Source organism: Bacillus sp. BC05(2025), assembly GCF_056725905.1.
The window spans coordinates 1-14,704 of sequence record NZ_JBWYRA010000021.1 but is presented as its reverse complement, the minus strand read 5'-3'; the positions used below and the strand labels follow the sequence as shown (position 1 = coordinate 14,704).

The window sequence follows — 14,704 nt, the reverse complement described above, 5'->3', positions numbered from 1 at the left end:
TTAACATTTCTCGTTAAATATGTCAACAACTTTTTTCTTTCGTTCCTGACGACGCTTATTAATTTACCATATTAATCATTTATTAGTCAACACCTTTTAAAAAAATGCCAAAATAAATTTATCTTGGCATGATATACAGCTTAATAACCACTAATGCAATAACACCAGGTAGACCTAATAAGCTTGTGATTGTTGCAGTCCCTAAGTTAATTGGAATATGAAAATCAAAATATGTTCCTACAACATTTACGATAAAGAGTAACGCTACTCCCAAAGTAACATGAAAAAGTGCTTTTCCTATAAAACGTAATGGCTTAGAAGAAACACCAAAAACAAGGAAAATAAAAACTAACGTAAGAATACCAACAATTATAATTGTAGAATTCATTTTTTCCTCCTTATGAATGACCTATACACAATTATTTGTATGGGACAAGACAATAAAAAAGAACATGTATCATATAACTCCAGTCGTTTTATCTCACTCACCTATATTCAATGCCACTTTCTTCATAAAAATCATTAATTGTTCTTTCCAAATGAAGTAACTACTAAATGTTTAACAAATAAAGTAAAACTTTAATCAGTGGAGGTCTTACTGCCCATTAAAGCGAGATAAAATAAAAAGGTTCTGCTTTTTCAGCAAAACCTTTTACCATTGTTCCATTTTTACAGGACGACGTTTTGCTTCTTTTAACAAGAAGAAATATTTCGCCTCTGCTATTTTCAAAGAACAAAGTACATCTTGAGAGGGCTCAACACTTTGTTCAACCATTCTCTTCTGACGTAACCACTCATTCTTTACTTTTTCTAATAGTACAATTAGCTTATCATCATACTCTTTACGCAATTTACCCTTTTTTTGAAAGAACATTTTTGTTTCTCCTCTTATACTTCTCTACGACCTTCTAACGCTTTCGACAGTGTTACCTCATCTGCATATTCTAAATCTCCACCAACTGGCAGACCATGTGCAATACGAGTTACTTTAATACCTGTCGGCTTTAAGAGGCGGGATATATACATTGCTGTAGCTTCCCCTTCAATATTAGGGTTCGTTGCTAATATTACTTCTTGTACCGTTTCATCGTGCAGTCGCTTTAAAAGTTGTGGGATATTAATATCTTCTGGTCCAATTCCCTCCATTGGAGAAATAGCACCACGTAACACGTGATATACACCTTGGTACTCTTTCATTTTTTCCATCGCGATTACATCTTTCGGTTCTTGTACTACACAAACAACTGATTGATCTCGATGCGAATCGTTACAAATATAACAAGGATCACGGTCAGTAATATGTCCGCACACAGAACAATACGCTAAGTCTCGCTTCGCATTTACAAGTGCTTTTGCAAAACCTAACACATCGTCTTCTTTCATATCTAACACAAAAAATGCCAATCGAACCGCTGTTTTCGGTCCGATTCCTGGCAATTTCATAAAACTATCAATTAGTTTTGATATTGGTTCTGGATAATGCATATGTCAATATCCTCCTAGAACATTCCACCCGGTAAGTTTAAGCCTTTTGTAAATTTACCCATTGTAGAGTTTGAAAGTTCATCAGCTTTTTTCAGCGCATCGTTCGTTGCAGCTAACACTAAGTCTTGTAACATTTCGATATCTTCTGGATCTACAACTTCTTCTTTCACTTTCACTTCAAGAATTTGCTTATGACCATTTGCAATAACTGTGATCATACCGCCGCCAGCTGTACCTTCAACTGTTTTTTCACCAAGTTCTTCTTGCGCTTTTGCCATTTCCTTTTGCATCTTTTGCATTTGTTTCATCATATTATTCATATTTCCCATTCCGCCACGCATCATAATTAATTCCTCCTAATTTTTATTACTCTTTTATTTCAATAAGTTCTTGCCCTACTAATTTTACGGCCTCTTCTATAAGAGGATCCTCTTTTTTCTCTGGGCTTTCTTCAGAAGCTCCGCCTTCACGCTGTAAAAAATCTTCACGGATTTTACCCCATTCACTTTTTGGAATGGCAATCATATTCAATCTTTTACTTAGCAATTCAAATAAAGCTTGCTCTACTGTATCCATAGCTTCTCGATTTTCGCTTGCCATTTTACAGTGAATTTCATATTGAAAAGCTAAAACGTAAGTATCATCCGAAGCTGCTACCGGTTCGCTATTTTCTAATAAAACAGCAAACGCTACTTTGTTGTATGCTTTGAGTCTTCCTAACAACTCACCCCATACAGCTTTTAATTGCTCTAAATCTTGACGCTTTGCTTGCTTTAATACTTCATTTACGCGTCCGACAGGAATCTTCATACTTCCTGTCCGCACTGGCTTTGGTGCTGCACGCGTCTCTCTGACTTCCTGCTGCACACCGGCCGGCACACCATTCTTCTTAACTTGTTCTAACTCTTTCTCCAATTGCTGCATCCTGTTCATAATTGCTTGTAAACGATCCGCACCGTTTGCTTGCATCATAAACTGTTGACACAGTTGTACCATAACAACTTCTAAGAAAATTCGAGGATGATTTGTCCACTTCATTTCCTGTTGTGCTTTACTAAGAGTATGAATGATCTCATAGATCACTTCCGGTTGCATTTCTTCACTTAACGTCCGGAATTGCTCATCTACCATTACTCGTTCCAACATATGTTCCAATTGTGGTGAAGTTTGATATAAAAGCATATCACGATAATAGTAAATGAAATCTTCCATAAATCGAACTGGATCTTTCCCTTTACCCATCATCTCATCTATGATACGTAATGCTCTCGATACATCATTTTCACGTATACATTCTACTAAGTTGCCTAAGTATTGCTGAGAAACCGAACCTGTTACAGCTAATACATCTTCTGTCGTAACTGTCTCATCACTATAAGATATTGCTTGATCAATAAGGCTAAGCGCATCACGCATACCACCTTCAGCGGCACGTGCAACAATTTGCAACGCCTCATCTTCTACTTGCGTACCTTCATTGGTCACAACCGTCGATAATCTCTCAACAATATCATTTACTGATATTTTTCGAAATTCGAAACGTTGACAACGTGAAATGATTGTAGGCGGTATCTTATGTGGTTCTGTTGTCGCTAAAATAAAGATGACATGTCCTGGCGGCTCTTCTAATGTTTTTAAAAGCGCATTGAAGGCACCCATAGAAAGCATGTGAACTTCATCAATAATGTATACTTTATAATCTACAGCACTTGGAGCATATTTTACTTTATCTCTAATATCTCGAATTTCATCTACACCGTTATTTGAAGCCGCATCAATTTCTAATACATCCGAAATAGACCCTTGTGTAATCCCCAAACAAGAAGGACATTCATTACAAGGTTCAGCTACGGGAGCATGTTCACAGTTGATTGCTTTTGCAAACACTTTTGCAATTGTCGTTTTTCCTGTTCCTCTCGGCCCAGAAAATAAATAAGCATGTGAAACTTTCTCTTGAAGAAGGGCATTTTGCAACGTTTTTGTCACGTGCTTTTGACCGACTACATCTTCAAACTTTTGCGGTCTCCATGTTCGGTATAACGCTTGGTATGACACGAAAATACGGCCTCCCTCAAAGGTTATTATCTCATTTATTATAACCCATTCTGTTTATAGATTCCAAAAGTTATTTTCTATACAAAAAACCCACCTTAGTATTAAGGTGAGTTTTGTATACATATATAACTGCCGTGCACCTTCCGTCGATTACGTACCATAAGCGTTACTCAAGCAGTTAGCTCGGTTCAGGCACTCCTGCGGCACACGAGAAGACCCGCTTATTGCTGCTTCCTTCCGGACCTGACAAGGTTCACGGGGTCCCGTTGCGCAGGACCCAAACGTCAACACCACTTACTTAAGGCAGACCTTACAGCAACATAACCTCGAGAAGGGATTCGGCCTCGCTAGAGCGGATTGCGAGTATAGGGCACCGCTACCTCCCCGCTTAGCACGGCAAAGTTAAAACCAATATTCGGTTGCCTTCATTAAAGGCACTATCAGTATAACTTGTTTTTTTATAAAATGCAAATACGTTAATTCTCGTTGCTTTTCTCCAATTTCTTAATCGCTTTTCTTTTTTTACGAAGTTCTCTAAAAAAGTTTGTTAACAGCGTACCACACTCTTCTTCTAATACGCCAGCTACTACTTCACATTGATGATTAAAGCGTTCATCCGTTAAAAGATTCATCAATGTTCCTGCACATCCACCTTTCGGATCGCTTGCACCATATACAACTCGCTTCACTCTCGATAAAACAATTCCACCGGCACACATCGGACAAGGCTCTAATGTTACATATAACGTCGCATCTTCTAAACGCCATGTCCCTAATTTTTTGCACGCTTCATCAATGGCTAACAACTCAGCATGAGCTATTGATCTTTGCTCAGTTTCCCTTAAATTATGAGCAACACTAATGACTTCCCCATTTAATACTATAATTGCACCAATCGGTACTTCTTGTATTGCCTCTGCTTTTTTAGCCTCTTCGATTGCTAACTGCATAAAATAAATATCTTGATCGTGTTCCATAACATAGTCCTTTCATTACAAATAAAGTACACTTATTTCCATTTACTACACATGGGATAACTTTTATAAATTCAATCCACCCTAAGAAAAAAGAGAGGGGATTACATATGAAAAACACTGCCTTACTCATTATCGATATGATTAACGATTTTCAATTTTCACACGGGCCCATCCTAGCCAAAAAATGCGAAATTATAACAAATCCTATTTTACAATTAAAGAAAACAATGAAATCCTTTGGCTACCCCATAATTTATATTAATGACCATTATCAACTTTGGAGATCTGATATCGACCAACTAATTACTCATTGTACAAATGAGTATAGCGAAAATATCATTCATAAGATTGCTCCAAATTCTGATGATTATATTTTCATTAAACCACATTACTCTGCTTTTTATGAAACACCTTTAAATTCTTTATTAGGCTATCTAAAAATAGAAAACCTAATATTAACAGGCGTTGCTGGTAATATATGTATACTCTTTACAGCTAACGATGCTCATATGAGAAATTATACACTGTATGTACCACAGGACTGTATTGCCTCTAATCATGATCAGGATAACGTGCATGCTTTGAAAATAATGGAAGCCACATTAAAAGCAAATATAGTCCCGTCATCTCAAATAAAATTTAATTAATTAATACATATATCTATTTTCTAACTTTTTATAGCAAATTAACCCGCTCGCTTCCCTCTTGTGCTACAATAATTCTGTTTTGTGTTTTTAGTAGCCACGGTAAATTACTGATTGAAAGGAGGAAACAGCGTGACCGGAGTACCATTTATCACGGTTGAAGGACCAATTGGTGTTGGAAAGACTTCACTTGCGAAGGAAATTTCAACTCACATGCAACTCCACTTACTAAAAGAGATTGTTGATGAAAACCCCTTTTTAGGAAAGTTCTATGAAGACATCGACGAATGGAGTTTTCAAACAGAGATGTTCTTTCTTTGTAATAGATACAAACAATTAGAAGATATTAACATAAAGTATTTGAATCAAAGGAAGCCAGTAGTAGCGGATTATCATATATTTAAAAATGTAATTTTTGCATCCCGTACATTAAAAGATTCTCAATATGACAAGTACATGCAAATCTACCGTATCCTTACACAAGATATGCCTGTGCCAAATGTTATCGTTTATTTAACAGCTAGCCTAGAAACATTACAAAAGCGAATCGCAATGCGCGGAAGAGAATTTGAAAAAAATATGGATCCAAATTACTTACTACAGCTCACAAAAGATTACGAAACAGCAATGGATTCTTTTAAAAAGGATCATCCAGATATCCCAGTATTAAAATTTAACGGAGACGATATGGATTTTGTAAAAAATCCTGACGATTTAAACGTCATCCTATCTGCCCTTCAAAATACTCTCTTAAAGGAGTCGAAATAATAATGAATTTAAGGCAAAAATATGATATACCAAATGACGCAGTAATCACTATCGCTGGAACAGTAGGTGTTGGTAAATCTACTATGACAACTGCATTAGCTAACGCTTTAGGTTATCGAACATCATTTGAAAAGGTAGATTCCAACCCGTATTTGGACAAGTTCTATGCTGATTTCACGCGCTGGAGCTTCCACTTGCAAGTATACTTTTTAGCAGAACGATTTAAAGAACAAAAAAGAATTTTTGAATACGGTGGCGGCTTTGTTCAAGATCGCTCTATCTATGAAGACACTGGCATTTTCGCAAAAATGCATCATGAAAAAGGAACAATGACGGAAACTGATTATGAAACATACAAAGGTTTATTTGACGCTATGGTCATGACTCCTTACTTCCCTCATCCAGATTTACTAATTTACTTAGAAGGTTCTTTCGATGATATCGTTGATCGTATCCAAGAACGTGGACGTCCGATGGAACAGCAAACACCAATCGAGTATTGGAAAGAGATGCATGGGCGTTACGAAAACTGGATTAATAACTTTAATTCATGTCCTGTTTTACGATTAAACATTAATGAATACGATATTTTAAAAGATGGCGATTCCATTGAACCAATTATTAAAAAAATCGGCCATTTTTTAAAACAAACACGTAAACTTGTAAAATAAAAAACCCGTGCGTACGCACGGGTTTTTCTATTAAATTACTTCTTTTTTGTTGGAGCAATAATTTCACTCTCAGCTTTTCCAGCGTTAATACGCTGACGAACAGTACTCGTACTAATATCGTACGCTTCAGCAATCTCTTTAACAGTCATTTCTTTCCCGTTAATTACCGCTGTTAATACTTTACCTGTACGTTTTGGAGCTGCTTCTTTCTTTACAGCTTCTTTTTTAGCCTTTTTTGGTGCCTCTACTTTTGCTGCGGTTTGCTTTACATCACAAGTGCAGCCACAAAGTTTACGGAATGTATCATCGCTAATAATGCGTGATACATTTGCACCACTGTTTAAAATTCTATTGTTCTTACAGACAGGACATTGTACATAATATAAAGTTTTTCCATCTAAAGGAAATGTTTGTATAATAAGATCCATGTTGACTCCTTTCATATCTATGAAGATAATCATCGGAATATGAGTGTGTAATAAGGACAATATATCCTTACACCATACTTTATGATTGGTTTTAAAATAAAAACTCGTTACGTGTTGGTAACGAGTTCTCCAATCTCCACTTATATGCGCTGTTGTCAATTATATCTGGAGGAGGTAGAGGGATTCGAACCCCCGCGCGACTCTCGCCGCCTGTCGGTTTTCAAGACCGATCCCTTCAGCCAGACTTGGGTATACCTCCATATTGACATCAAATATAATATCAAAAGAAAAACAGTTAGTCAACCCTACTAAAATAAATTATGAGGAAAGGAAAATTTTACTTTCCCTTTCCTACATTATAATACTGACAACGCTCATAATTACCAATCACTCATACCGATGAATGTTTATAAATTTACTTAATAACTGTTTTTCCTCCCATATAAGGGCGAAGAACTTCTGGAATTATAATTGTACCATCTTCTTGTTGGTAGTTCTCTAAAATAGCTGCAACCGTACGTCCAATTGCAAGACCAGATCCATTTAATGTATGAACATGTTCTGGTTTGCCATTTGGCTCACGACGGAAACGGATATTTGCACGTCTCGCTTGGAAAGCCTCAAAATTACTACAAGAAGAAATTTCACGATATGTGCCATAGCTTGGAATCCATACTTCAATATCGTATTTCTTCGCTGCTGTAAATCCTAAATCGCCTGTGCACATGCTCATAACGCGATATGGCAACTCTAATAATTGTAACACGCGTTCTGCATCATTTGTTAGTTTTTCTAACTCTTCATAAGAATCTTCTGGTTTTACGAACTTTACAAGCTCTACTTTATTGAACTGATGTTGACGAATTAAGCCACGTGTATCGCGTCCAGCTGAACCTGCTTCAGAACGGAAGCAAGAGCTAAATGCAGCATATCTTATAGGCAATTGCTCTTTACTTAAAATTTCATCACGGTGCATATTCGTTACAGGTACTTCAGCTGTTGGAATTAAGAAGTAATCTTCACTTTCAATACGGAATGCATCTTCTTCAAACTTCGGAAGTTGTCCTGTTCCTGTCATGCTTGCACGGTTTACCATATACGGAGGTAATACTTCTTCATATCCGTGCTCATCAGTATGAAGGTCAAGCATAAAGCTAATTAAAGCACGCTCTAATCTGGCTCCAGCACCTTTGTAGAATACGAAGCGGCTTCCTGTTACTTTCCCAGCACGCTCAAAGTCTAGAATCCCTAAATCTGTAGCAAGATCCCAATGTGGTTTTGGTTCAAAAGCAAACTCTTTCACTTCTCCCCAAGTACGTGCTACTACATTATCATCCTCTGTTTCACCAACTGGAGCAGATTCATGAGGGATATTTGGAATAGATAACATTAATCTTTCTAGATCCTCTTCAACTGTGCGAAGTTCATTATCAAGATCTTTTACTTTTTCTCCAACTTCACGCATTTCTAGAATTAAGGCTTCTGCATCTTTCTTTTCGCGCTTCAATACAGAGATTTGTTGAGATACTTCGTTACGTTTACTTTTCAGTTCCTCTGTTTGAACAAGTAGTTCTCTTCTTCTCGTATCCAACTCCTCAAAGCGACCGAAATCAGTTAAATCTTCGCCTCTATGCTGTAACTTTGCTTTTACTTCTTCAAAATTTGTACGTAGAAATTTAATATCAAGCATTATATACTCCTCCTTTTATTTTATAAAACACAAAAAACTCCCGTCCCTATATAAAGGGACGGGAGTTAACCCGCGTTGCCACCCTAGTTGAAAGCATTACCGCCTTCCTCTCAAGTAGAAATAACGGCTCTTCACCGGGAATGTTTACTAATCATACAGATATTCCACATTCCATTCCAGGATGGATTCACAAACTGTTCCTATCGATTTCCACCAACCATCGACTCTCTATAAGAAACGACATTTGTTACTACTTCCTATCAACACGCTTATTTTATAAAATTGTTACCATCAATTTACTATAATCTTATACAAGTTGCAAGTTACTTATACAACTTTTTTCATTTTCGCTTCTTTTACCATTTCTACAAAGTATGCTGTTACACGATGATCGTCCGTTAATTCCGGATGGAAAGAAGCAGCTAAAAACGGCCCTTGCCTTACCGCTACCATTCGATCGCCATGTGTAGAAAGTACCTCAACATCATCCGCTACATTTACAACATAAGGGGCACGAATAAATACGCCAACAAAATCCTCTCCCACACCTTCAATAGAAAGTGCAGCTTCGAAGCTATCTTTTTGACGTCCGAACGCATTACGCTCAACTGTAATATCCATAGCACCAATATGTGCTTCTTCATAGCCAATAAGTGTTTTTGCAAGAAGAATCATTCCTGCACATGTACCAAACATTGGTTTACCAGACTTCGCAAATGTACGAAGTGGTTCCATGAAAGCATACTTATCAATAAGACGGCGCATTGTTGTGCTTTCACCGCCTGGTAAAATAAGACCATCAATTTCTTCAAGTTGTTCTATACGCTTTACAACAACAGCCTCAGCACCACTTGCTTCAACTGATTTTACATGTTCACGAACTGCACCTTGAAGACCTAGTACACCGATTTTCACCATTTTAAAGTTCTCCTTCAATTACCATCCACGCTCTTGCATGCGTTGTTCTGGTAATAACGTTGAAATTTCGATACCTTTCATCGCATTACCTAATCCTTTAGAAAGGCTTGCAATTAATTCATAATCTTCATAATGAGTTGTTGCTTCAACGATTGCACGTGCAAATTTCGCCGGATTCTCTGATTTGAAGATACCAGATCCAACAAATACACCATCCGCACCAAGTTGCATCATTAACGCTGCATCTGCTGGTGTTGCTACACCACCTGCTGCAAAGTTTACAACCGGTAAGCGACCAAGGCGTTTAATCTCAAGTAGTACTTCATAAGGAGCACCAGTATTTTTTGCATATGTCATTAACTCATCTTCACGTAGACTTGCAACTTGACGGATTTCTGCATTGACTTGGCGCATATGACGCACTGCCTCTACAATGTTTCCTGTTCCTGGTTCACCTTTTGTACGAAGCATAGATGCACCTTCTGCAATACGACGTGCAGCTTCTCCGATATCACGGCAACCACATACAAACGGAACTGTGTAATCACGTTTATTTAAATGGTATACTTCATCGGCAGGAGTTAATACTTCACTCTCATCGATATAGTCTACCCCTAATGATTCTAATACACGTGCTTCTACAAGGTGACCAATACGGCATTTTGCCATAACCGGAATTGACACAGCACCCATAACTTCTTCAACGATTGTTGGGTCTGCCATACGAGAAACGCCACCTGCTGCACGAATATCTGCTGGTACGCGCTCTAATGCCATAACAGCAACTGCGCCTGCCTCTTCTGCAATTTTTGCTTGTTCAGCGTTAATTACGTCCATAATAACGCCGCCTTTTTGCATTTCTGCCATTCCACGTTTTACACGTTCTGTCCCTGTTACATTTGTCATGTTACAAAAACCCCCCCTAGGTGAATTGCTTTTCCCCGTTAAAGGCGAAAATTAAGAATACTCTTACATTCTACCACTAACTATCAGATGCTTGTCTACTACTTTTTCATAAAGTCGGTATGAAAAATAGGAATAAGAAAAAGCCCCTACAATGAGGAGCTTTTAAAACCAACCTTTTACTGTATCAACGGCACTATTCCATATACCACTAAAGAAAGAACCAATTCCACGCATAGAACGAGTAAACCAATTTGCTTCTTCTACTGCAGATGTTGTTACAAGGTCTATTTGTAATGACTTACCAGATAAAAATCCAGGATCATTCGCATCTTTTGGTGTAATTACCATTTGGCCAAGTGCAGCTCCTTTTTTAATAGGTGCTTCTTGGCCTTTACTTGCTTCTTTTAATTCTGTCTTATAAACATCTTTACTTCCTTTTGGCACTGGAAGCGAAACAGCTCGTTTTGTTTGAACTGCTACATCTTTATCTTTAGCATTTTCTACTCGAACCGTTTCCTGTCCTTTTACTGAAGAACCTTTTTTATACATTTGCTTCATTTCAAAGTTAGCAAATCCATAATCATATAGCTTCTTTGTTTCATCAAAACGTGCTGTATGAGAACTTGTTTTAATAACTACAGAAATAAAGCGCATACCGTTTCTTTCAACCGTACCGGTGAAGCAATCTCCTGCTTCTGGAGTTGAGCCTGTTTTCAGGCCATCTACGCCATCATATTCTTTAACTAAGCCCTTTAACATCCAGTTCCAGTTCGACATTGCAAACTTCTCTTTTTCCGGACGAAATTCTTTTTTCGGGATTTTTGCTGTATCTAACACTTTTGGATAATCTTTAATTAAATGTTGTGCTAAAGTCGCAACATCCTTTGCAGACATTTTATTTTCTTCATCCGCTGTTGTTCCTTCAGGATGCATTCCCTTTAAATCTTTATTCGTTAAACCTGTAGAATTGACAAATTTATAATTTTTCAACCCTAGTTCTTTCGATTTATCATTCATCATTTTTACGAAGTCTACTTCTTTACCTGCAATTGCTTCTGCTAATGCAATTGTTGCACCATTCGCAGAAAAGATTGCCATTGCCTCGTATAGCTCTTTCACTGTATAAGAGCCGCCATTTTCTAATGCAACATTTGATAATGATGCATCTTGTGAAACCTTATACGCATATTCAGAAACCTTAATTTTTTGATCCCACTTAAGTTTTCCTTTATCCACTGCTTCATGAACTAAATATTCACTCATCATTTTTGTCATACTAGCAATTGATAATAATTCGTCTGCATTCTTTTGATATAAAATTTTCCCAGAATTCGCTTCAACTAAAATTGCTGCACCTGCTTCAATATTTAAAGCAGATCCTGTTTCTGCTGATGCGTTGCTATATGGTAACAACATACTACAAGCTAATGTAAGCATTGTTACTAGCGCAACGAATCTTTTGCAAAACATACCTTTCACTTTTGCTACCCCCAATATCTATGTACTCACATAACCGTTATTCTAACATAATCAAAAAAAAATAGACAGAGATATCAAATCTCCGTCTATTTGTATATGAGACATTATAATGAGTAGTTTGGAGCTTCTTTTGTAATTTGTACGTGATGAGGATGGCTTTCGCGTAAACCAGCACCTGACATGCGAATGAACTGTGCATTCTCACGTAAAAATTCTAAATCTTGTGCTCCGCAATATCCCATACCTGCACGTAATCCACCAACTAATTGGTGAACTGTATCTGCTAAAGGTCCTTTATATGGTACTCGGCCTTCAATACCTTCTGGAACAAGTTTTTTATTTCCTTCTTGGAAGTAACGATCTTTACTTCCTTTTTCCATTGCTCCGACAGAACCCATACCACGATATACTTTAAATTGACGACCTTGGTAAATTTCAGTTTCACCAGGACTTTCAGCAACACCAGCAAACATACTACCTAGCATAACAACGTGTGCTCCTGCTGCTAAAGCTTTAACCATGTCACCAGAGTACTTAACACCACCGTCAGCAATAACTGGGATACCGTGTTTACGAGCCTCTGTTGCACAATCATAAACTGCTGTTAATTGTGGTACACCAACGCCGGCTACAACACGTGTTGTACAAATAGAACCTGGTCCAATACCAACCTTCACTACGTTTGCACCAGCTTCAATTAATGCCTTTGTTGCTTCAGCAGTAGCAACATTTCCAGCGATAATATTTAGTGACGGATACTTTGCACGAACTTCTTTTACTTTATCAATAACACCTTGAGAATGTCCGTGAGCTGTATCAAGTACAATTGCATCTACGCTAGCTTTTACTAATGCGTCAATACGAAGCATTGCATCAGCCGTTACACCAACTGCCGCTCCAACTAATAAGCGTCCTTGCTTATCTTTCGCGGAATTTGGGAATTCAATTACTTTTTCAATATCTTTGATTGTAATAAGCCCTTGTAATACACCGTTGTTATCAACAAGAGGGAGTTTTTCAATTTTATACTTTTGTAGGATCTTTTCAGCTTCTTCTAGCGTTGTACCAACTGGAGCTGTAATTAGCTGTTCTTTTGTCATTACGTCGGAAATTTTGATTGAGTAGTCTTGGATAAAACGCATATCACGGTTTGTAATAATACCGACTAATTTTCGTTCGTCTAAATTATTTACAACCGGTACACCTGAGATACGGTATTTTCCCATAAGATGCTCTGCATCATACACTTGATGTTCTGGAGTTAAAAAGAATGGATCTGAAATAACACCACTTTCAGAACGTTTTACTTTATCAACTTGCTCAGCTTGTTGTTCAATAGACATGTTTTTATGGATAATTCCTAAACCGCCTTGACGAGCCATTGCTATAGCCATATCCGCTTCTGTTACTGTATCCATTCCTGCACTAATTAACGGGATGTTTAACTGTAAGCTTTCAGATAAAACTGTTTTAACACTTACTTCTCTTGGTAGTACATCTGACTTTGCTGGTACAAGTAATACATCATCAAAAGTCAAACCTTCTTTAACAAATTTAGATTCCCACATAATTGTTCCCCCCATGATACCAGAAATTATTATTAGTAGCTTATCAATTGGTTAAAATACTGTCAAGGACGTATATATATGTTAGAATTTTTAGACAATAAAAGGAGCGTAATATATGCATCAATCACATTGTACTTGGCAGCAATTAAGTTTCTTCTTTTCATCTCAAAATGTACAACGTTATCTTGCCCGTTGTTATGAAAAATCCTGCATACAAGATGCTGAAAAAAAAAGTTTCGAAAACTGTTATCCCTTTATTTATTACTTAGAGCATGGAAAAAACTATTATGAACTATATAAGGTAGCACCCTTTTCGATCCAGCCAATGCTGTTATTTTATGGAATGAGTCAACTTTTTAAAGCCTGCTTACTAACTATTGACCCTAACTATCCAGAATCCACTACTGTTTTAGCTCATGGTGTTACGACACGTAAACGAAAAAAACAGGGATATCAATTTTTAGAAGATGAGGTGAAGGTGCAAAAAAATGGATTATTCACTCATGTTGCAGAACAGCTGTTTCACATGAAACACTTAGAATCAGAGAAGTTTAATATGTTGGATTTAATGGGGAATATTCCTGAATTACAAAATTTATTTCGCCATAGTCAACGAGGTACTACTTTATATAAAATTGATTTAATAAATACAAATGAACTTTCCTTTTCGGTCAGCATACTAGATCGGCTCCATATGACTGCAGAAAGATTTTCGCGTTACATTGAATCAACTTGTAAGCATCTATCCATGCAGCATGTCCCTGGGAAAACGAGCAAATCGAATTTACTTTTTACAGCTCCTATCCGATCATGGAATCCTATATATAGCACACCCTTATACTACGAATACCTTGCTGATACTTATTACTTACCACTTACAACTGACCCTAGAAATCCTAAGCCTGTATTACCCGAACTTCTTGTGCATTATTTATTGCTCTACAATTTAAGTATGATTTCTAGATATGAAACAGATTGGTGGTATGATTTACTCGGAAGCTATAGCTCTGAAGATTACCCATTTATTTATCAATTTCTTACTATTTCTGCCCAAAAAATCCCTTACTACATTTCTTCCTTTTTACTAGCAGAACCGAACCTATTTCATGGGAAAT

At 37.2% G+C, this 14,704-nt stretch carries 16 protein-coding genes, 1 tRNA gene, 1 other RNA gene and 1 other annotated feature; of the genes, 4 read left to right on the top strand and 14 right to left on the bottom strand.

Going from position 1 to position 14,704, the window contains the following annotated elements; all coding sequences use genetic code 11:
- Positions 1 to 118: 118 nt before the first annotated feature.
- From ACZ76X_RS28725 to tadA, 7 genes are all read right to left on the bottom strand, one after another.
- Entirely contained in the window at positions 119 to 388 is a 270-nt protein-coding gene (locus ACZ76X_RS28725) for a pro-sigmaK processing inhibitor BofA family protein (protein WP_098670687.1), read from the bottom strand.
- Positions 389 to 652: 264 nt separating this feature from the next.
- Positions 653 to 874, bottom strand: a complete 222-nt coding sequence (locus tag ACZ76X_RS28720) for a YaaL family protein (RefSeq protein ID WP_000466020.1) — start codon at positions 872 to 874, stop codon at positions 653 to 655.
- Positions 875 to 888: 14 nt separating this feature from the next.
- Positions 889 to 1,485, bottom strand: coding sequence for a recombination protein RecR (gene recR, locus ACZ76X_RS28715; RefSeq protein ID WP_000559169.1), 597 nt, complete (start codon positions 1,483 to 1,485; stop codon positions 889 to 891).
- Positions 1,486 to 1,499: 14 nt separating this feature from the next.
- Positions 1,500 to 1,826, bottom strand: a complete 327-nt coding sequence (locus tag ACZ76X_RS28710; RefSeq protein ID WP_001996460.1) for a YbaB/EbfC family nucleoid-associated protein — start codon at positions 1,824 to 1,826, stop codon at positions 1,500 to 1,502.
- 25 nt (positions 1,827 to 1,851) lie between these two features.
- Positions 1,852 to 3,540 carry a DNA polymerase III subunit gamma/tau gene (gene dnaX, locus ACZ76X_RS28705; protein WP_479852436.1) on the bottom strand — a complete coding sequence of 563 codons (1,689 nt, stop codon included), beginning with the start codon at positions 3,538 to 3,540 and terminating at the stop codon, positions 1,852 to 1,854.
- 132 nt (positions 3,541 to 3,672) lie between these two features.
- An RNA gene (ffs, locus tag ACZ76X_RS28700) (signal recognition particle sRNA large type) lies at positions 3,673 to 3,937 on the bottom strand.
- Between the two features lie 79 nt (positions 3,938 to 4,016).
- Positions 4,017 to 4,517, bottom strand: a complete 501-nt coding sequence (gene tadA, locus ACZ76X_RS28695; protein WP_479852435.1) for a tRNA adenosine(34) deaminase TadA — start codon at positions 4,515 to 4,517, stop codon at positions 4,017 to 4,019.
- A gap of 107 nt (positions 4,518 to 4,624) precedes the next feature.
- On the opposite strand from tadA, the gene ACZ76X_RS28690 reads away from it, so the two are divergent.
- The 3 genes from ACZ76X_RS28690 to ACZ76X_RS28680 all read left to right on the top strand — a co-directional run bounded on the left by ACZ76X_RS28690 (position 4,625) and on the right by ACZ76X_RS28680 (position 6,600).
- Entirely contained in the window at positions 4,625 to 5,164 is a 540-nt protein-coding gene (locus ACZ76X_RS28690; RefSeq protein WP_098670691.1) for a cysteine hydrolase family protein, read from the top strand.
- Between the two features lie 129 nt (positions 5,165 to 5,293).
- Positions 5,294 to 5,929: a deoxynucleoside kinase gene (locus ACZ76X_RS28685; protein ID WP_479852434.1), complete on the top strand. Its 636-nt coding sequence runs from the start codon at positions 5,294 to 5,296 to the stop codon at positions 5,927 to 5,929.
- Between the two features lie 2 nt (positions 5,930 to 5,931).
- Positions 5,932 to 6,600 (top strand): deoxynucleoside kinase, encoded by a 669-nt coding sequence (locus ACZ76X_RS28680; RefSeq protein ID WP_001053585.1) that lies wholly within the window; start codon positions 5,932 to 5,934, stop codon positions 6,598 to 6,600.
- Between the two features lie 35 nt (positions 6,601 to 6,635).
- Here the strand turns inward: ACZ76X_RS28680 and ACZ76X_RS28675 are convergent, their stop codons facing one another.
- The 7 genes from ACZ76X_RS28675 to guaB all read right to left on the bottom strand — a co-directional run bounded on the left by ACZ76X_RS28675 (position 6,636) and on the right by guaB (position 13,589).
- Positions 6,636 to 7,028: a sigma factor-like helix-turn-helix DNA-binding protein gene (locus ACZ76X_RS28675; RefSeq protein WP_479852433.1), complete on the bottom strand. Its 393-nt coding sequence runs from the start codon at positions 7,026 to 7,028 to the stop codon at positions 6,636 to 6,638.
- Between the two features lie 166 nt (positions 7,029 to 7,194).
- Positions 7,195 to 7,287, bottom strand: a tRNA-Ser gene (locus tag ACZ76X_RS28670).
- Positions 7,288 to 7,443: 156 nt separating this feature from the next.
- Positions 7,444 to 8,718, bottom strand: a complete 1,275-nt coding sequence (serS, locus tag ACZ76X_RS28665; protein WP_072191984.1) for a serine--tRNA ligase — start codon at positions 8,716 to 8,718, stop codon at positions 7,444 to 7,446.
- A 51-nt stretch (positions 8,719 to 8,769) separates the two neighbouring features.
- Positions 8,770 to 8,991, bottom strand: a binding site (T-box leader).
- A 54-nt stretch (positions 8,992 to 9,045) separates the two neighbouring features.
- Positions 9,046 to 9,636: a pyridoxal 5'-phosphate synthase glutaminase subunit PdxT gene (gene pdxT / locus ACZ76X_RS28660; RefSeq protein WP_078420564.1), complete on the bottom strand. Its 591-nt coding sequence runs from the start codon at positions 9,634 to 9,636 to the stop codon at positions 9,046 to 9,048.
- An 18-nt stretch (positions 9,637 to 9,654) separates the two neighbouring features.
- Positions 9,655 to 10,542: a pyridoxal 5'-phosphate synthase lyase subunit PdxS gene (gene pdxS, locus ACZ76X_RS28655; RefSeq protein ID WP_000186156.1), complete on the bottom strand. Its 888-nt coding sequence runs from the start codon at positions 10,540 to 10,542 to the stop codon at positions 9,655 to 9,657.
- A 162-nt stretch (positions 10,543 to 10,704) separates the two neighbouring features.
- Complete coding sequence (gene dacA / locus ACZ76X_RS28650; protein ID WP_142337670.1) at positions 10,705 to 12,012, bottom strand: D-alanyl-D-alanine carboxypeptidase DacA; 1,308 nt, start codon at positions 12,010 to 12,012, stop codon at positions 10,705 to 10,707.
- 113 nt (positions 12,013 to 12,125) lie between these two features.
- Positions 12,126 to 13,589, bottom strand: coding sequence for an IMP dehydrogenase (guaB, locus tag ACZ76X_RS28645; RefSeq protein WP_098670695.1), 1,464 nt, complete (start codon positions 13,587 to 13,589; stop codon positions 12,126 to 12,128).
- A gap of 115 nt (positions 13,590 to 13,704) precedes the next feature.
- Between guaB and ACZ76X_RS28640 the strand changes: the two genes are divergently transcribed.
- Positions 13,705 to 14,704: YaaC family protein (locus tag ACZ76X_RS28640; protein WP_479852432.1), on the top strand; the 1,000-nt coding region annotated here is incomplete at its 3' end.